Below are 19,789 nucleotides of genomic sequence, written 5' to 3'. Positions count from 1 at the left end.
ACAGATAGAGTCATTTGATGAAATGTTAATCACTTGGCTTGGAACGTGATCTTTTATTTCAACAAAGGTTTTAAGAACTTCGCTGTATGTGAAATTTTAGATTTCACCACTTGCTCAGGGGTTCCTTCAGCAATAATCTGACCACCACCCGAACCACCTTCAGGGCCAAGATCAATCACCCAATCGGCAGTCTTGATCACATCCAGATTATGCTCAATCACCACGATGGTATTGCCCTTATTGCGGAGCTCGTACAGGATGTCGAGTAACTTGGCAATATCATGGAAATGCAGACCTGTGGTCGGTTCATCCAAGATATATAAGGTTCGACCTGTATCGCGTTTTGCCAACTCACGTGCCAGTTTGACCCGTTGTGCTTCACCACCAGAAAGCGTGGTTGCTGCTTGTCCTAAACGAATATAGCCGAGCCCGACTTGGGTTAAGGTATCTAAGCGGCGATGAATCACTGGAATTGCACTAAAGAATTCCGCTGCATCTTCTACCGTCATTTCCAGTACATCAGAAATGTTTTTGCCTTTATAACCGACTTCTAAAGTTTCACGGTTATAACGCTTGCCATGACAGGCATCGCATGGCACATACATATCAGGTAGGAAGTGCATCGCGACCTTGATCATGCCATCGCCTTCACAGGCTTCACAACGTCCACCTTTCACGTTAAACGAGAAACGGCCTGCACTATATCCACGTGCTTTGGCTTCAGGCGTTTGCGCAAACAATTCACGGATCGGTGTGAATAAACCCGTATAAGTTGCTGGATTTGAACGAGGGGTACGACCAATTGGACTTTGGTCAATATCGACCACTTTATCCAAATGTTGTAAGCCATCGATTGAATCAAATTTTTCCGCAGTCAGCGTAGTTGCACCATTCAGTTGAGTCGCTGCCAAAGGCAATAAGGTACGGTTAATCAGCGTTGATTTACCTGAACCTGAAACCCCTGTGACACAGGTCATGATGCCCAATGGGATAGTCAAATCGACATTCTGTAAGTTATGTCCGCTTGCGCCAGACAATTTGATGACTTCATCTGGACGTGGCGATTGAGTACGCTGTTTCGGCACTTCAATCTTCAATTTACCTGAAAGATATTGACCTGTAAGTGAGTCAGGATGATTGGCCAACTCATCATAAGTCCCTTCAGCAATCACCGCACCGCCATGAATACCCGCACCTGGTCCGATATCAATAATATGGTCAGCCGCACGAATTGCATCTTCATCATGCTCAACCACCAACACGGTATTGCCGAGATCACGTAAACGAATTAGGGTTTGTAGCAGGCGATCATTATCACGTTGATGTAGACCAATTGACGGTTCATCCAGCACATACATCACGCCCATCAAGCCAGCACCGATCTGTGAGGCTAAACGGATACGTTGCGCTTCGCCACCCGAAAGGGTTTCTGCGGAACGTGCCAAGCTGAGATAGTTCAGACCAACACTGACCAAGAAGTGTAAACGCTCACGAATCTCTTTAAAGATTTTATCGGCGATTTCACCTTTGGCACCTTCAAGATTCAGGTCTTGATAATAGTGTTCCGCATCACCAATTGACATCTTAGTGATTTGGGCAATGGTTTTGTCTTTGACCCGCACGTGGCGAGAAATTTCATTGAGACGTGAACCACCACAGGCATCACAAGCTGCATTCGACAGATATTGCGCCAGATCATCACGCACATAATTGGATTCAGTTTCGCGATAGCGACGTTCTAAATGCGGCAAAATCCCTTCAAAGGCTTGCACACGACTGTGTTTACGACCACGTTCATCAATATAACTCAGGTCGATTTTCTCTTTGCCTGAGCCTTGTAGGAATTTCTTTTGCGTGTCTTTATCCAGTGTGTTCCACGGTTGATCGAGATCAATATTGAAATGATCCGCGACTTTTTGCAGCATGGTGTAGTAATACGGACGTTGTCGATCCCAACCACGAATCGCACCTTGGCTGATTGAAACCTCAGGGTTTGGAATCAGTTTATCTGAACTGAAATGGCTGCGCGTACCCAAACCATCACAAACCGGGCAGGCACCGAATGGGTTGTTGAATGAGAACAGACGTGGTTCAAGTTCAGCTACGGCACGATCACACTCAGGACAGGAGTGTTTAGCTGAAAACACACGTTCAGGATGCTCACCGTTCATCCACGATAACACCGCAATATCACCGCCTAAACGTAATGCGGTTTCAAACGACTCTGCAATACGGTTACCCAGATCGTCACGCACTTTAAAGCGATCGACCACGACTTCAATGGTATGTTTTTTCTTCTTGTCCAGTTCAGGTGGGGTATCAATATCAATGATTTCACCATCGACACGGGCACGCACAAAGCCTTGGCCTTGCAGCTGTTCAAACAGTTGGGTGTATTCACCTTTACGCTCGCGCACCACAGGCGCAAGCAACATCAAGGCGGTGCCTTCTTCAAGGCTTTTTACTGCATCAACCATTTCTGAAATGGTTTGCGCCACCATCGGCAAATCATGTTCAGGGCAGTAAGGTGTACCGACACGGGCATAAAGCAAACGCAAATAGTCGTAAATTTCAGTAATCGTTCCCACAGTAGAACGTGGGTTATGGCTGGTTGACTTTTGCTCGATGGCAATCGCAGGGGAGAGACCTTCAATCGAATCGACTTCTGGTTTTTCCATTTGTGATAGGAATTGGCGCGCATAGGCCGACAGTGATTCGACATAACGACGCTGACCTTCGGCATACAAGGTATCAAAGGCCAAGGATGATTTTCCTGAGCCAGAAAGTCCCGTAATTACCACAAACTTGTCACGTGGAATATCGAGTGACACATTTTTTAAATTATGGGTACGTGCGCCTCGAATACGGATATGACTTTGACTCATAAATACATCTCAATAAGCTGAATATGAAAACATGTATATGATAGCGATTTAAAATCGTTCAAGTGGTATAAAAATAATTAAAACGACAAATTGTGACGGTTAATGAACTGGTTCACATTTATCTCACGCGATGCGCCTAGTATTTTTAGCATTCAATGCCACAGATTGCCATGTAAAAATTGATCACGGATTAAAATACATAATTTACTAGACGACTGGTCTAATATTGATTTATAGTGTGTGCATGAAACGATCAAATAAAAGTGAAACCACTCGACAACATATTCTCGATACCAGCTTTGAATTGGTGTTGCGTAAGGGTTTTGTCGGTGTTGGTTTGCAAGAGATTCTCAAAGCCTGTGATGTCCCGAAAGGGTCGTTCTACCATTATTTTGCTTCTAAAGAAGCATTTGGCTGTGCTTTGCTCGAACAATATATGGCGGATTATAAAGTCCGTGTCGAAAAGCTTTGGCAACATACCGAACAAAGTGCCTATGCGCGTTTGATGGCGTTATGGCAAGCGTGGATTGAGGACCCAGTTTATGGCAGTTGGGCTGAGAACTGCCTGATTGTGAAATTGGCGGCAGAGGTTGCTGATTTGTCCGAGGACATGCGTGAAATTCTCAATCTCGGCGTGCATCGATTGACGCAACGTGTGGCCTTGTTATTACAAGAAGGGCAACAACAAGGCTCGATTCCCGCCCATCTTGACCCACTTAAAACAGCTCAGGTGATGTATCAATTGTGGCTGGGTGCGGCCCTGATGACCAAGTTAGCGCAAGACAAAGCACCGCTACATTTAGCTTTAGAAACCACACAACAGCTGTTACAGCCGATTAAGGAATAAACCATGCAAAGTATTATCCATCAAAGTTTTGGTGAACCTGTAGAGGTATTGCAGCTGGCAGAAATGCCACAGCCTGAACCTAAAGCAGGTGAGGTTCGTATTAAAACCATCATGTCTCCTATGCATAACCATGATGTTTGGACCGTACGTGGTAGCTATGGCTATAAGCCAACGCTCCCAGCCATTGGTGGCAGCGAAGCGGTGGGGATTGTCGATGCAGTCGGTGAAGGTGTCGATGAAAGTAAACTGGGACAGCGTGTTGCGGTTGCTGGCGTACATGGCAGTTGGGCAGAATATTTTATTGCACCTGCACAAAGCATCATTCCATTAAATGATGCAATTGATAATGAAACGGCAGCTCAACTGATCGGCATGCCAATCAGTGCCTTGATGCTACTTGATTTTGTTAATCTGCAAGCAGGCCAATGGTTGATTCAAAATACCGCAAATGGTGCGGTGGGTAAAACCGTCGCCATGATTGCTCAAGCTCGTGGACTACAAGTGATTAATTTGGTTCGCCGTACTGATGCGATTGCAGAAATGCAGGCCTTGGGGATTCAGCATGTGCTGGCGACGGATCAGTCAGATTGGAAGCAACAAGTCAAAGCGATTCATGCAGATCAGCCATTAATTGCTGGCGTGGATTCAATTGGCGGCAGCGCCAGCGGGGAAATGTTGAGTTTACTCAGTGAAAATAGCCTATTGGTGTCGTTTGGCAGTATGACTGGCGAGACCATGCAGATCTCATCGGGTGATCTGATTTTTAAGCAAGCCACAGTTAAAGGATTCTGGGCCAGTGTGGTCAATAAAGAAATGCCAGTGGAACGTAAAAAGGCTTTGTTTGTAGAACTGATTACATTGGCGACGCAGAAAAAACTAATTTTACCAGTTGAAGGTGTCTTCAGTTTTGACCAGATTAAAACTGCCGCGTTGAAAGCAACTCAAGGCGCGCGTCAGGGTAAGGTGTTGTTACAACCATAACTCAGCTACTCACCGCCAGCCGTGAGGCTGGCCACTTCCGATCTCGTTATCATAAAAAGGAAAAATCAGATGCTTGGACAATTACTCATCGGACTCATCGCATTATTACATGTCTATATTTTGGTGTTGGAAATGTTTTTGTGGGACAAACCTTATGGTTTAAAAGCCTTTGGCAATAGTCTGGAAAAAGCACAACTGACCAAAGTATTGGCACAAAATCAGGGGCTGTATAATGGTTTCCTTGCCGCCGGTTTATTTTGGTCATTATTGGCACCCACCGCTTATGCGACCGCAATTGCCAATTTCTTTTTAGCTTGTGTGTTGATTGCAGGGATTTATGGTGGACTCACTGCGAGTAAAAAGATTATCTATATTCAGGCTGTGCCTGCATTGATTGCTTTAATCGTGGTGAATGTTTTTTAACCCAGCAATAAAAGTAGGCATTTAAGCTGATTTATGCTTTAATGCGCTCAGTTTGAGATGAGCCTCATACAGTATATCGGACGATACGATATACGACTAAGCCCCTTAATTGGGGCTTTTTTATGTCTGGAGAAAATCGTTTGTGCTAATGACATCTTGATAAAGAGCAAGATTGGGAATTATGGATAAAGGAGTGCCATAAGTTACCATTTTTGGTCATATCGTATGAATAAAATCAAAAATCGTCTTCTGAATTTTTAAATAAATACATTAAAATTAATAAGATAAATGGGGTAATAATAATGTTAAGAAAAATCGTGTTATTCGGATGTGGATTGTTTTTTTGCCTTGGGGTGGCGGCACAGGAGACAAAAATTCTTGGATTTGATCAGGTCTTTAATTTAAATCATGATGAACTTTATGAATTAGAGCTACAAAATCTCAATCCAAGTTCCCAATTGTGGACTGCTTTTTATTTAATAGGTGTTCCAAAATCTGCAGCAATGGATACAAAAGCTGATTTTGTGATCAGTGGTGAGGGGGTTATTAATAAACAGCATCCAGCGAATCCAACTGAGCTTGTAAGTTTAGTTGCCAATAATTTATCAGTACGGCAAAACTATTCTTTTAAAGAGTTTGATGATTTGGTTGAAGAAATTGAAGATCAAACGGGAAAGAAAGTGCAAGACCCTGTATTGAGTGATGCCGATAATGTTCGTGTTTATGGGCAGGTAATGGATTGGATTCCTGAATATAACTTACAAAAGCCCGCTAAAATCAGCTTTGGTATTGCAAATCGACAAGATTTCGAAATCAAAGCAGCTTATTTGGTGATCGGGGAAGGGGATAAAACGCCTCAAGTATTAGCACTCAATATCCATCAGAAAATGGATGCTGAACAAATGCAGAATTCGTTCCAACAAAAAAGTCGTAGTTATGAATTGAGTTTTGCCCGTTTCGAGGCTAAATTTCTTATTTTTCTGGTCATTATTGCCGCAACCATTTTTTTGAATTGGGGAAAATGGCGCAGGCATTAAATATTTGAATCCGCTTTTATCTATTGGGTAGAAGGAGGGTTTCCCCTCCTTTTTACGAGCGAATGGATAAGGATAATTTAATCCAGCCCTAACCATTGACGTTGTTGGTAAGCACTGTCCCAGAACAGCCACTCCAGTTTTGCGCCCATGGTATAAGCCGCATGCATCTTGGCTAAGGTATCCTCATCACACCGCGCAGCGACTTTATCAACCGTCGCAATCACATTACGCACCGCGGTATTAAATTCTTCCCCTGCATAGGTATCAATCCATGCTTGGTAAGGGTTGTTGGCAACCGATTGACTGACGATGTCTTTACCCACTTCGGCATAAATCCAGAAACATGGCAGGAGTGCCGCCAGAATCACAGGATAGCTTTCTGACCATGCTGTTGCCGTCAAGAATGAGGTGTAATGATGGCAGGCCAACGTCAACGGTGTGCTTTCAAACTCGGTTTTGCTGATCTCAAATTCCTGCATAAAATCATTGTGCAAGCTGCGTTCCACAATAATGGCAATTTTTGCTGCTTCAGAAAATTGAATCACATCATCGGCTTCATAGGCTTTTGCGGCAGCCACAGCAAGGGCACGTCCATAGGCCAATAAGTAATGTGCATCTTGAATCACATAATGACAAAAGGCTGAACGATCAAGTGTGCCCGCCGCAAGTTCTTGATTAAAAGGCAGTGCTAATATTTTTTGATATAAATCTTGATTACGTTGCCAAACATCTTGAGAAAACGTCATGGATTTGAACCTGTTTAAAACACGAAAATAAACCTGTTCGTACTATAGCAGAGTCTGGTCGGGATGGTTTTTTTGCCAAAACAAGTCCAACAATCTTTTCTGTTTTTGGGTCAAAACTCGCCTACAATAAGCACATTTTTATCACTCTGCATTTGGATAAAAGGCTGCTCATGAAGCATTTCCGTTTCTCAATATTTTTTACGATTGTGTGTTTAGCACTTTCGGCCTACTGGGGCTATACGCATGGCCCTGAAGCGGGTGTCGCCACCATGCTAAAAGCACTGACCATTACTGCCATTCTAGCGGTGATGGAAGTGTCTCTTTCTTTCGACAATGCGGTGGTGAATGCCTCAGTATTGCGGGGTTGGGATCATTTCTGGAAAATGATCTTCTTAACCGTCGGTATCCTGATTGCCGTATTTGGGATGCGTTTAATCTTCCCTGTGGTGATTGTCGCGGTAACTGCCGATATGGGCATGGTTGAAGTCGCCAAAATGGCCCTGAATGATCCAAAAACCTATTCAGAGCGTTTGATGGCGCATCATGCTGAAATTTCAGCCTTTGGTGGGACCTTCTTATTGATGGTGTTCTTAAACTTCTTCTTTGACGATGGTAAAGAAACTCATTGGTTTAAATGGTTGGAAGCGAAATTAGCCCATTTGGCTAACGTGCCTGCCATGTCGGTGTTCTTGGCCTTGATCGCGATGATTATCATGGCGGCGAATGTCGATGAGTCTGCTCGTTTGGCTGTGACCATGGCCGGAATCTGGGGCATCGTGGTGTATATCGGTGTACAGGTCTTGAGTCATTTATTGGGTGGTGAGCCTGAGATTGATGAAAATGGCAATGCCATTGGCCATGACTCAAGTGGTGCAGCTTCGGGTGTGGTAAAAGCTGGTTTTGGTGGTTTCCTCTACCTTGAAGTACTAGATGCATCCTTCAGCTTTGACGGTGTGATTGGTGCATTTGCGATTACCAGTGATGTGGTAATCATCATGCTGGGTCTAGCAATCGGCGCGATCTTTGTCCGTTCAATGACCATTTATCTGGTGGAGAAAGGCACTTTGGATGCGTATATCTACTTAGAGCATGGTGCGCATTATGCGATTGGTGCACTGGCATTCATCATGATTGCCAGTGGTACAGGCTTACATGTACCTGAAGTGGTCACGGGTTTGATCGGGGTGGCCTTTATTGTGTGGGCGGTGTTGGCTTCGATTCAATATAGCAAGCGCGAACAACAAGCCTCTTAAGCTTGTTTTCAGTTTGATCAGCTAGTGTAAATAAAGGAGCGAATATCGCTCCTTTATTTTTTCTCTGCAGAAAGATTGTGTTTTTCATAATCTACTTACAACCTTTGTAGGCGAATGGCTTATAATTCGCTGAGCCAGTTATAGTGTCTTATCAATAATGAATGCTTTAGAACGCCGTTCAACCTTTGCCTTAAGTAGCATTTTTGCCTTACGCATGTTGGGCTTGTTCATGATTATTCCTGTATTTTCAGTTGCAGGACAATCCTATCAATATGCCACACCTGCCTTAATTGGTCTCGCGGTGGGAGTCTATGGCTTAACCCAAGCAATTTTACAAATTCCATTTAGCCTATTGGCCGATCGCTTCAGCCGGAAGCCTTTGGTGGTGCTTGGCTTATTGTTATTCGCCATTGGCGGTGCCATTGCTGGTCTATCCGACACCATTTATGGCGTGATTATTGGCCGTGCGATTGCAGGTGCAGGTGCAGTTTCAGCGGTAGTGATGGCATTGCTGGCCGATGTCACCCGTGAAGAACAACGCACCAAAGCCATGGCCGTAATGGGCATGAGTATTGGTCTTTCTTTTGTGGTGGCATTTAGTCTAGGGCCGTGGCTGACCAGTTTAGTCGGCATTTCGGGCTTATTTTTTGTGACCACGATTATGGGCTTGGCTGCGATTTCGATGTTGTTATTGGTGCCTAAAGTCACGCGACACCATCGTAACTATCAGCAAGGCTATCTGAATCAGCTCAAGCAAGTCATCCAAATGGGTGAGTTGAACCGTTTGCATGTGTCGGTGTTTGCACTACATTTATTGCTAACAGCCATGTTTATTTATGTGCCTTCACAGCTAATCGAATATGCTGGAATTCCTTTAGCAAAGCATGGTTTAGTCTATTTACCTCTATTAGTGATTAGTCTGTTCTTTGCTTTTCCAAGCATTATCATTGCGGAAAAATATCGCAAAATGCGCGGCATTTTTCTTACTGCAATTGCAGGGCTTATCGGTGGTTTGCTGATTCTGATTTTTGGCTATGAGTCTAAATATGTATTGCTGGCAGGGTTGGGATTATTCTTTATCGCGTTTAATGTGATGGAAGCGTTATTGCCTTCGTGGCTGTCTAAAGCCGCACCGATTCAATCTAAAGCCACTGCAATGGGTGTCAATGCCAGTAGCCAGTTCTTGGGTGCCTTCTTTGGCGGAACTTTGGGTGGGCAGCTTTTGATGTTACAGAATACTGCGCTCGGGTGGAGTGTGCTGACGGGGATTGCTATAATATGGCTGCTGATTAGTTTTGGTCTGGCTCAGCCAAGATATTTATCTTCCATTGTGTTGCCTTTACCTCAAGCAATACAAACAGATGAATGGACTTCAAAACTGTTGGCGATTCGTGGTATTGAAGAAGTCGTGGTGATGCCAGAACAGCAAGTTGCGTATATAAAAGTCGATAAACAGTGCATTGATGATGCTGGGCGACAAGATTTAACGCACTTGATTGGCAAAGAGGTAGCCATTTAATCATAACTCTTATAAAGTAAAACATAGAAATATATAGGATGAAGACAGCTAATGCGTGGTGTGAATAAAGTTATTTTAGTAGGTACTTTAGGTAAAGATCCAGAAACTAAAACCTTTCCAAATGGTGGATCATTAACTCAATTCTCGATTGCAACCAGTGAATCGTGGATGGATAAAAGTACGGGTGAGCGTAAAGAGCAAACAGAATGGCACCGTATCGTGTTGCATAACCGTTTAGGTGAAATTGCACAGCAGTATCTACGTAAAGGTTCAAAAGTGTATATCGAAGGTTCATTGCGTACCCGTCAATGGACAGACCAAAATGGTCAAGAGCGTTACAGCACTGAAATCCGTGGTGATCAAATGCAAATGCTCGATAGCCGTCAGCAAGGCGAGCAGAGCGGTGGTGATTTTAACCAACCCCGTTTTAACAACAATAATAACCAAGGTGGCGGTTACCAAAATACCGGTTATAACAATAACAACAACCAAGGTGGTTATGGTCAAGCTGGTGGCAATCAAGGCAATTATGCAGGTAGCCCTCAAGCAGGTAATGGTTTTAATTCACCAAAAGCCGCACCACAACCGGCTGCAGCAGCACCTGCGGATTTAGACGACGATTTACCGTTCTGACACACCCTAGAGACTATGTTTTGTAAAGTTTATTAAATTATTCTTTATTAGTAGTTAGTTACAAATAAAATTTACAGATACTAGAAATGGTTCTGTAAATTTTTTTACTTATATATTATGATATTTGATACTGAGATATTTTGTTAAATTTAACCATGATGTCTGTTAAAAGATTTGTAATGAGTAGTGGTGAGCGATTCGCTGTTCTTTTGAATAGTGATGGTGTTCCTATGACTTATCCAAATTTATATACGATCATTCATTTAAGAAATCGTGGTCAATCAATCAATACAATTTCAGCTATTTTGGAAGATATTAAGTTGCTCTTTCAGTTGTTGGATAAGTTAGGAATTGACTTGGAACAAAGGATAAAAAGTAAAGATTTTTTAAAACTAAACGAAATAGAAGCCATAGTAAATTTAACCAGTTTCAATCGCAGTCGATTAGGTGGGGCAGATTCAAAAACAAAGATCATAAGTTTTCCAAAAAGTAATAATAAAGAGCGATCTAGAGCAAAATTGGTTGTTACTCAGGACTATGTATCTAAACAATTAATATATAGGCGGTTAACTAATTTTGCTGAATATATTGGATGGTTTGAGACGCATCTTCATTCATCAGCAATAACAAGTACAAAACGTTTGTTAAAATCTCGTAGACCTCGTAAGTTCATGGATATTCAGTCTGAATACAAATCTTTTGATAGTAATCAATTAAATAAAATTCTCAAGGCGGTTGATCCTGATAATCAGAATCGTATCTGGACATCAGATTATCTTACTTATAGAAATGAGCTAATTATCTATTTGTTTTTATATCTTGGATGTCGTAAAGGTGAATTATTAAATTTAAAGATTACAGATATAACCCCCTCTCAAGGTGTTACATCATATCTTACTATTAAGCGTAATCCTCATGATGAACGTGATTCTAGGCTATATCAACCTTTGGTTAAAACCAGAAGTCGATCAATTGCAGTCAATCAAAATCTGAAGAGAAAATTAGAAACTTATATTTTAAATTATAGGTCAACAGTACCTAATGCAGAGCTAACAGACTTTTTGATTTTATCAAATAAAGGCCAGCCTTTATCAATCAATGCTTTAGATAAAATATTTTATGAAATTTCTAAAGTTGTTTTATTCAATGTACATGCTCATGCATTTAGACATACTTGGAATGATAAATTTTCTGAGAAGTCACAAATCCTAGTGGAAAAAGGCAAAACCACAGAATCACAAGTTGAAAATGATCGTGCATATCTGATGGGATGGATACCTAACTCACAAAGTGCAAGAAGATATTCAAGACGTGCAGAGAATAAGCGTGCTGTAGAGATTTATTTAAGTATCCAAGAAAAATTTGAGGATGAAAATGAATAAATCAATTCAAACCGATAGTTTCGATGAATCACAAAATACCTTTACCTCATTCAAAGGATATGAATTTACTATCGATGATCAGAAATGGGTATTAGATATCAATAAAACTATAGATATCTCTCGAGTACGAAATTATGAATTTTCTGTTCAATCAGAAATTGTCATGACTTTGGCTCATTTTGCTAAGTATAGCTCAAGTTCACATACAGCAAACATGTGTGAATATATTGTTAAATATTCCGATATTACAGGAGAAGATCATTTTTCAATTAAAGGTCTTTTAAATTATAAAAATTTTTATTCATCAAAAAAGGATGAATACAAAGTAGCAATGCTAAGAGTTTTTTTGAAAAAACTATATGATTTGGGTTTTTCCTCAGTAGATGATGAAATTTATGATTTAATGGATTCATGGAGATTAAGTGGCAATGAAAAAGGAGCAGCAGTCCTTTCCCTTGATCCAGATGAAGGCCCATTTAGCCCATTTGAATTTCAAGCAATTATCACTAGAACCAACGAATATTTAGCAGAAAATAAGATTTCTTATTACGAGGCTGCTTTAATTCGTATTTTCTGTGCGACTGGTAGAAGACCAATCCAAATTGCAGGATTAAAGATAAAAGACTTATACGTATCGGATAAGTATAATTTTAATGATAAAAATGAAGTTCATATACTTAACATTCCGAGAGCTAAAGTTAGAAGTGCTAGTGGATTCCGATTTGCTTTTAGTGAAGTTGGAATTCGTGAAAGTATCGCTCAAATTTTATTTGAGCATATTCGGATTCTGGAACAAATATTGAGTAATGCAATTAATCGAGAATTATTAAAACAGGAAGTTGATGAACTACCATTATTTTATGATCTTGAAAAACTAACAGAGTTAGATTGGGGCAATGAAAAGGAAATTTCGCAAATTTTACCGAATGAAATTATTCATTTGCCCACGGTTCAACTCACCCAAAAATTAAAAGATGCGGTAAGAAAGCTTGGGGTTCGTTCAAGGGAAACAGGTAAACCAATATTCGTAACTTCTTATAGGTTCCGCTATACGCTTGGTACAAATGCTGCGAGGCAAAAAGCAGGCGTAAATGTCATTGCAAAATTATTGGATCACCATGACACCCAAAATGCACATTGCTATGTACAAAGTGTGCCAGAAATTGCACAGCAAATATCATCTATCATGGATGAGAGTTTACGCAAATATGCAGATGCTTTTCAGGGAAAAGTTGTAAAGGATGAGATAGAAGCCCAATCACAAATTAAAGATGCTAATAGAATTTCTTGCGTAGAGCAGGATTGTGACGTTGGCTCATGTGGTACGCATCAATACTGTAACGATTATGCGCCAATCGCATGTTATCTATGTAGTAAGTTTATGCCTTGGGCAAATGCACCGCATCATCTGATTTTAGAGCAATTAATTCAAGAACGAGATGATCTAGTTAAGATGGGGTGTAACCTTGAAATCGTTGCCGTGAATGATCGAACAATTATTGCTGTTCAGCAAGTAATTGATGCTTGTAAGGAGTTTAATCATGGATAATTTAATATATTTTCTATCTGATAAAATCCAGTCTCCTTACTCCGAAATTAAGCGGTTTATTGATTTTGTTAAACAGTTACCAGAATTAAATGAAGATATTAGATTTGAAAAGAATTATTGGAAAGGCGAAGTAAACTTTGTCAAAACAGGTATTTCATCCAAAGATAGATCACCTGAAAATCTTTTGCATCATTCAATTATAGAGTTTGCCAAGGCGTATGTTAAGTATCAAAGGACTAATAGTAAGTTAAAAACGCAAGATACAATTCTTTCAATTCGGGCAATAGAACAAATATGCTTAGACCGATATGGTGAAGTTGATTTAACTAAATTGGTTATTGCAGATTTTGACTTAGCTGCTGAGAATGCAAAGATAAACTATAAAGCAAGTTCTGCGTATCATGTAGGTAGACAATTAAAAATTCTATTGGACTTTATTCGGAAATTAAAAATAGTTGCTTTACCAGAATGGAAAAATCCGATTAAAAAGCCTTCTGATAAATCAATTGTATTAGATACAGAGTCCGAGGAACATAGAGCATCTAAACTTCCAGATGAAGATGCGATTTTTGCATTAGCTGATATTTTCTCACGGAAAGATTCTGAGTTGTCAGATAGAGATATTTTTGTCACCAGTGCTGTTGGGTTGCTTCTATCTGCACCAGAACGAGCATCAGAACTGTTTTTCTTAAAGCATAATTGTATCCACGAAGAAGAAGTCCAAGCGCTCTCTAAGAGCAGTTTAGGGCTTGTGGCAGATGGTTCTAATCTTGAAAAAGTATTCGGTATTAGATGGTATGGACAAAAAAATTTTGGGTATGACATTAAATATATTCCGAGTACCATGATTCCAACGGCCAAACGGGCAATTGCACGTTTAAAAAAGATGTCAGAAAAGCCTAGACATTTAGCATATTTGCTTGAGACAAGCGATAAATTTCCAAGACATGAGCTTTGTCCTAAAGTGCCTGATGATCAGTTCTTAAAGCGTTCTGATGTACTATTAGCGATGGGATTGGATATATCTTCTTATGAAAACTCGAATAACGCCGGTATAAAGTTTTTAAAAACAAGAGGTATTCCTATTAGTGATTACGAAGTCTGCCTAAATGATTTAAATATTATTCTGAGAAATAGATTACCTAAAGGTTTTCCTTATATACCTTTTAAAACAGGTAATGGTATTCAGGTTAAATGGTCAGAAGCCTTATTTTGTTGTTTCGCAAACCAATTCCATAGTGATAAAGCGACTATTTTCTCAGAATTATGGATACCACATATTGATACCTTAAATGAAGATTTATCACCAACCAAAAAGAAATTAAGAGGAAAAGATGAGTTATCAAATGTCCAATCTATTTTTCAACGGTGGGGATATGGTGACTATAGTATGTCTACCCATCAGTTTCGACATTTATTGAATACGATAGCAAATACTAATGGAATGGATAGCATATTACTCGCCAAATGGTCAGGCCGAGCTGATATGAAGCAAAATCGAGTATATGACCATACAACTGTTGAAGATCGTAATTATGGCTTAATTGAGATGCAGAAAAATGAGGTTGGTTCAGTAAATACTGATAGTACATTTGCATTCCAGATCGCTACACCTCGAACTCTACAGGAGTTAAATACTAGAACAACATTGTCCATGCATACAACTGAGTTTGGGCTTTGCACACATTCATATATTGATGAGCCCTGCCTAAAGTATAGAAACTGTTTGAATTGTACAGAGCATGTCTGTATTAAGGGGGATGAAGAAAAGAAAAAACGGCTTCAAGATCGACTTAGAAAAGAAAAACTCTTATGGGTAAAGGATAAAGAGGCTGTGAGTAAAAATGTTACTGGTGCAACGGTCTGGTTGCAAACTAGAGAGCTTACAATCAAACGTTGTGAACAGATGATTACTCTACTGGATGATCCAAACATTCCCGATGGAACACCTTTGAGTCTGCCCCCTTCTGACGATGTTACACATCTCGATTTAGCATATCAAAAAGCAGGTCATAAACGTATCCCCGTTATTGAGAATACTCAACGTAAAAAGATAGAGGATGAACCACATTTGCTCAGTCCTGCATTGCAAATGGATTTATGGATTTGATATGGCACAGCATTTAACCGATAAAGACATCGAGAATATTGTAGAGCTTCTTGATTATTGGCCTTTAGATCAGAAATTGACCTGGGAACTCCTATGTAACGCTATTGAGCTACAGCTAGAGTTTGTGCCTGCGCCAACTCGTCAAACATTACAGAAATATGTACGAATTAAGAATGCCTATGATCAATGCAAAAAACCAAAATCTACACGGGTTAAGAGTAATCCAACACAGAAATTACCTCCTAGTTTAAAAATTGCTCAAACTAGAATTGAGGCTTTGGAAGTCAAGAATGCCAGACTGGAAAAAGAAAACGCTATGCTGTTAGAGCAGTTTGTAGTGTGGCAATACAATGCTCATAAATATGGACTAAGTATTGCTAAATTGAATGAGCCGATGAGCAAAAAAAGTTCAGATTAATATATACTTGAATAAGCAATTTGTTAAAGTTAATCAGCGTTATAGATTTTCTTAAAGTTGATGATATAGATTTTTACATTTCCACCCAGAGATGAGTGATGTTAATCGGTGGAAGTGGAGTGCTCCGGCTATGTATGGAATTTAACCTTGCTACTTTTTCCGTCATTTTATGTTCAGTTAATATACATTGATCATCTAGTGACCAATTTGGCAAGCTTTCATCACATAGCTGTTGAACCCATTCATTTAGTTGTTTATTCCAATATAAAATATTTTGCTTTTGCACATAGCCAATCATTAAAGCATGTATATGTTTTGCTCCATGATGCCCCGTTTTAAAGCGTTGAACACCACCTGTACTTGACAGATTGGTATATAAATATTCTCTAGGGTCTCTTTTGGGGTCTGTAGGGATTGGGAGGCGTTTACATTCTATGGGAAGTAAAGTTTGATATTGATTATATTGGACTCCTTCGAGCCAAATTATAGTACCGCATGGTGTGGCAGCTAGATCAATTCTTCTATTTGTGTAGACACCGTCAGGTTCTTCTTGTTTGAATTGTACAAAATCCCATCCTTGATGTCTTGATGCACTATTTAGATCACTACATAATTGTGATGATAGTATAGTTTCACTGCTTTCTTTTGGGCGTAAAGGATTGTCACGCCATTCTACTAATGTATCGAAAATAAATTTAGTTAAAGTAGCTAGCCACTCACCTGGAAGATGAGTTCCTTTGCTTAATCTTCCTGTAAGGCTTTGGTAGTTATTTTTATCTGCCAACATTTTAAAACCCCTGTAGCCGAAGATCGGCTAATACATCATCACCATCTCGTAAGGCTATAGATCTAGTCCAAAATCTATGATTATCTGGTTTTAATAAAAATATAAAATTTTGATCATAAATACGTGTTATACGAGTGATGGATAAAGATGTCCCATGATGCTCTTTTAATAATAGGTCGATTTTATTATGCAACTCTTCAGAGCCTGTCCAATCTATCTTACCTTCGCCAAAAGCATAAACTTTACAAATTGCACCAGACCAAGTGTGAGAATCAATCTCTTTCAATTGATTTTTATAATAGATTTTATTAATTAGAGATGTAAAGACTGAATCAAAGGATGCTAATTCATCCTCTTTTACCTGATCCATAAGAATAGAATCTAAGCCGAGACGAATATAATCTCTTTGATAGTTAACAATATCTTCAGCAATTATTTTATCGTTAATACTAAGATCAAGATCTCCATTTTCTAAATATGGCAAAGAGAAAATATCGCCTGCAAAAATGACAGTAGCCCTTTGAGTAATAAGTCTAGAGCTTATACCTGCAACATAAGCTTGCAAAGCAATGGATTCTTTATCTAACCAAGTTTTTACATTCTGAAGTTTATTTATGTCATTCGTTGAGCAGGAGATGCCAACAATTTCATTCTTATATGTTAAATAATGATCAGTCCAAAGATCATTTTGTAAATTTTCACTTTCTTTTATTAATAGTAATGGTGGAGTGAAGCGTCTTACGGATCTAGGGCTTTCAATTGTTCTATTAGGAACAGTGGTAATTAAAGAATTATCAATCCCTTGATTTGTAAGAGCATTTGTGGGTAGTAACGGTTTACCAATTAAATGATCTATAGGTTTGTGCTTGCTTTGTAATCCTGCAATATAGCCTTCACCAATATCCCAATCATTTTGTTTTACATATTCACGTAAAGTAGGATATTTTTGTAATCTTTCAATAAAGGATAAAAAACGTCTCCCACCAAATAAATTCGCACGCCAAATGTAATTTGATTTAATAGCTAACTCATTTGTTAACCAATGCAAATCGTAATAATCAATATCAAATCTTTGTTCCGCTTTTGCCCGACCATTTCGTCTAAATACTGCATGCAGTATTTTATCATCAGATATTGGTTTTAAAGACTCAGCAATAACAATCACAATTTTGGGATCAGCATCACCTTTTTTAAATAACCCTCTAATAGATACGAAATCTAATATTTCCCGTACTTTCCATTTTAAAAGAAAATCATTGCGGAATTGATTAGCATTTTGATTATATATAAACCCTGATGGTTCAATCATCGCCAATATGCCACCACTGGAAATCATCTCCATAGCATCATGTAAAAATAGGTATGCTAATTGTTTATCTGGTAATTTTCCATGTTGAAGAGAATATGAGTGATAGCTACGTTTAGCTCCTTCTGTCGATAGTGAAGATATAAAAGGCGGATTACCAATTACAATGGAAATTGGTTGTTTAACTAAACCTAGTTCTTTTGCTTCAAAGAAACAGCTGGCATGTAATGTATTTCCCATTAGATTTGGAAAAAGTTTATGGGTTTTATAAATATCTTCTGGTTCTAATGCATCACAAAGGCTTAAACATAAACTAAAAGCAGCTAATTCGACTGCACCTCGTTCCAGATCGATTCCATGTACTTTTTGGATTAATAGCCGTAAAGTATCAACATTTGGTTTTTTCCAATTATTTCGTAAACGCCAGTGAAGAATAAGCCTTTTAAATGCTTCAACTAGAAAGACACCTGAACCACAAGCAGGATCAAGAATTATACCAGTGCCTGCCATTAAATCATCAAGCCGTTTCCAGCTTAAGGTTTCATCTAATATTAATCGAACTAAAGCAGGGGGAGTATAGATAGAGCTAGCTGTGTCATTTACAAAAAGTTGATATATATTACTAATCAACTCAACAGGAAGATCTTTAAATGAGTAAAGTTTCCAAAAGTTAAGTTGACCATTTGAATCAGTATAACCATTAATTAATGTGGCATAGTAATGAAGATCATTACTGTTCAGAAGTAAACTGCGTTCCTCATCTGTTAAAGAAAACACATGCCCATTAAATCGGTCTTCAAGAACATACAGTAAGTCTATAAGGGCAGAGCCATCCTGTAAGATATCAAAAAAACTTTTAGCATTAGTTTTAATTTTTTCAAAATCGGTAGGTAATAAAATAGAGCGCTCTTCTAGATAAGCAATTAATAATGATAAAATAAGTAGTCTTCTGCGCAAACTGCTATTTAGCAAATTTTTCTTTGTTAATAAGTTGCTTAGAGACCTAACTTCTTCTACTAATTTACGATGTGCAGATTTGTGTGCAGATAACAACAAATCACATGCCTGTTTATTATCCCAAATTGTACCATTACGAAGTCGTGTAATATCCCACCATAATTCGCTCTGTGCAATTTTTGTACCTAACTTTAAAGTCCGGATAGGATTAAAAATAAGTTGTTCATTATTATTCTTTATAAAATCTGGTTTATGTGCGCAACGAAAAAGTTGAATACAGCCAGAAGTCGCCCTATAGATTAAAGGGACTCCCCCCCAACTCCAAAGGCGTTTGTGTAACATAGCAAATTCTTGATCAGAATCACCTTCTGAAGCACTAAAAATAAAAGCTTGAGGGGTAAGCCGTCCATTTTGTTCAGATTCAAATAAAACAGCTTTTGCACCAAATAACTGAGCCTTTTCCATTACGGAAACAACTTCAGGAGGATGATCAACAGGAGTATACGAATCTACATAAACCAAACCTTCTACAATGGGTGGTTCTCTATTTGTGCTAAATTGAAAAAGCCAATCAGTGTTGTTATCAGAAATAGAGCTATCAGTAGTCATTTTTTACGCTTTTCCTTTGATAGTTCAAATCCCTCTTTTAACAAGGCGAGCATAGTCATTCCTTGTTCAACTGCAAATAATTTAAATTCTCTTTTTTCTTCTGGACTAACCTTAAAATTTAATGAGCTTTCAGTTTTTGCAGATAGTTTTTTCCCCTCTTTATGAGGTTGATTTTGAATTTTAGACATACAACCTCCTGACTAAAAAGATGAAATAAAATTTTATCAAAAACAGTAACATATTTCGATTATGATGTAAATACAGAAATACAGAAATACAGAAATACAGAAATACAGAAATACAGAAATACAGAAATACAGAAATACAGAAATACAGAAATACAGAAA

Annotated in this window: 16 protein-coding genes; 11 read left to right on the top strand and 5 right to left on the bottom strand. The window is 39.0% G+C overall.

Going from position 1 to position 19,789, the window contains the following annotated elements:
- Positions 1 to 53: 53 nt before the first annotated feature.
- Positions 54 to 2,885, bottom strand: coding sequence for an excinuclease ABC subunit UvrA (uvrA, locus tag MN869_RS12885; protein ID WP_171550826.1), 2,832 nt, complete (start codon positions 2,883 to 2,885; stop codon positions 54 to 56).
- Between the two features lie 244 nt (positions 2,886 to 3,129).
- Between uvrA and MN869_RS12880 the strand changes: the two genes are divergently transcribed.
- From MN869_RS12880 to MN869_RS12865, 4 genes are all read left to right on the top strand, one after another.
- Positions 3,130 to 3,732, top strand: a complete 603-nt coding sequence (locus MN869_RS12880) for a TetR/AcrR family transcriptional regulator (protein ID WP_243307919.1) — start codon at positions 3,130 to 3,132, stop codon at positions 3,730 to 3,732.
- A gap of 3 nt (positions 3,733 to 3,735) precedes the next feature.
- Positions 3,736 to 4,713 (top strand): zinc-binding dehydrogenase, encoded by a 978-nt coding sequence (locus MN869_RS12875; RefSeq protein WP_243307908.1) that lies wholly within the window; start codon positions 3,736 to 3,738, stop codon positions 4,711 to 4,713.
- 69 nt (positions 4,714 to 4,782) lie between these two features.
- Positions 4,783 to 5,136, top strand: a complete 354-nt coding sequence (locus MN869_RS12870; RefSeq protein ID WP_171550823.1) for a DUF1304 domain-containing protein — start codon at positions 4,783 to 4,785, stop codon at positions 5,134 to 5,136.
- A gap of 302 nt (positions 5,137 to 5,438) precedes the next feature.
- Complete coding sequence (locus MN869_RS12865; RefSeq protein WP_243307906.1) at positions 5,439 to 6,173, top strand: hypothetical protein; 735 nt, start codon at positions 5,439 to 5,441, stop codon at positions 6,171 to 6,173.
- 77 nt (positions 6,174 to 6,250) lie between these two features.
- Here MN869_RS12865 and tenA read toward each other — a convergent pair whose 3' ends face one another.
- Entirely contained in the window at positions 6,251 to 6,919 is a 669-nt protein-coding gene (gene tenA, locus MN869_RS12860; protein WP_243307904.1) for a thiaminase II, read from the bottom strand.
- A 170-nt stretch (positions 6,920 to 7,089) separates the two neighbouring features.
- Here tenA and MN869_RS12855 point away from each other — a divergent pair, with 170 nt between their 5' ends.
- From MN869_RS12855 to MN869_RS12825, 7 genes are all read left to right on the top strand, one after another.
- Positions 7,090 to 8,172 (top strand): DUF475 domain-containing protein, encoded by a 1,083-nt coding sequence (locus MN869_RS12855; protein WP_004657231.1) that lies wholly within the window; start codon positions 7,090 to 7,092, stop codon positions 8,170 to 8,172.
- 154 nt (positions 8,173 to 8,326) lie between these two features.
- Complete coding sequence (locus tag MN869_RS12850) at positions 8,327 to 9,691, top strand: MFS transporter (protein ID WP_243308210.1); 1,365 nt, start codon at positions 8,327 to 8,329, stop codon at positions 9,689 to 9,691.
- 51 nt (positions 9,692 to 9,742) lie between these two features.
- Positions 9,743 to 10,324, top strand: coding sequence for a single-stranded DNA-binding protein (gene ssb, locus MN869_RS12845; RefSeq protein WP_016651355.1), 582 nt, complete (start codon positions 9,743 to 9,745; stop codon positions 10,322 to 10,324).
- Between the two features lie 155 nt (positions 10,325 to 10,479).
- Positions 10,480 to 11,706 (top strand): site-specific integrase, encoded by a 1,227-nt coding sequence (locus MN869_RS12840; protein ID WP_016651356.1) that lies wholly within the window; start codon positions 10,480 to 10,482, stop codon positions 11,704 to 11,706.
- Complete coding sequence (locus MN869_RS12835) at positions 11,699 to 13,255, top strand: site-specific integrase (RefSeq protein WP_016651357.1); 1,557 nt, start codon at positions 11,699 to 11,701, stop codon at positions 13,253 to 13,255. Before MN869_RS12840 ends, MN869_RS12835 begins: the two co-directional genes overlap by 8 nt.
- On the top strand, positions 13,248 to 15,365 hold the full coding sequence (locus MN869_RS12830) for a hypothetical protein (protein WP_016651358.1): 2,118 nt from the start codon (positions 13,248 to 13,250) through the stop codon (positions 15,363 to 15,365). Before MN869_RS12835 ends, MN869_RS12830 begins: the two co-directional genes overlap by 8 nt.
- Position 15,366: 1 nt before the next feature.
- Positions 15,367 to 15,783, top strand: a complete 417-nt coding sequence (locus MN869_RS12825; RefSeq protein WP_016651359.1) for a hypothetical protein — start codon at positions 15,367 to 15,369, stop codon at positions 15,781 to 15,783.
- 73 nt (positions 15,784 to 15,856) lie between these two features.
- Here the strand turns inward: MN869_RS12825 and MN869_RS12820 are convergent, their stop codons facing one another.
- From MN869_RS12820 to MN869_RS12810, 3 genes are read right to left on the bottom strand one after another with little or no spacing between them, the layout of a single operon-like run.
- Positions 15,857 to 16,570: a hypothetical protein gene (locus tag MN869_RS12820; protein ID WP_016651360.1), complete on the bottom strand. Its 714-nt coding sequence runs from the start codon at positions 16,568 to 16,570 to the stop codon at positions 15,857 to 15,859.
- 1 nt (position 16,571) lies between these two features.
- The gene (locus MN869_RS12815; protein WP_016651361.1) at positions 16,572 to 19,442 is read right to left on the bottom strand and encodes an N-6 DNA methylase; all 2,871 of its coding nucleotides are present in this window, start codon (positions 19,440 to 19,442) and stop codon (positions 16,572 to 16,574) included.
- Positions 19,439 to 19,630, bottom strand: coding sequence for a hypothetical protein (locus MN869_RS12810; protein WP_016651362.1), 192 nt, complete (start codon positions 19,628 to 19,630; stop codon positions 19,439 to 19,441). Before MN869_RS12810 ends, MN869_RS12815 begins: the two co-directional genes overlap by 4 nt.
- Positions 19,631 to 19,789 lie beyond the last annotated feature (159 nt).

The organism is Acinetobacter sp. NIPH1876 (assembly GCF_022808535.1).
Classification (GTDB): Bacteria; Pseudomonadota; Gammaproteobacteria; order Pseudomonadales; family Moraxellaceae; genus Acinetobacter; species Acinetobacter higginsii.
The sequence above is the reverse complement of the archived record's forward strand: the minus strand, read 5'-3'. Positions and strand labels throughout refer to the sequence as shown.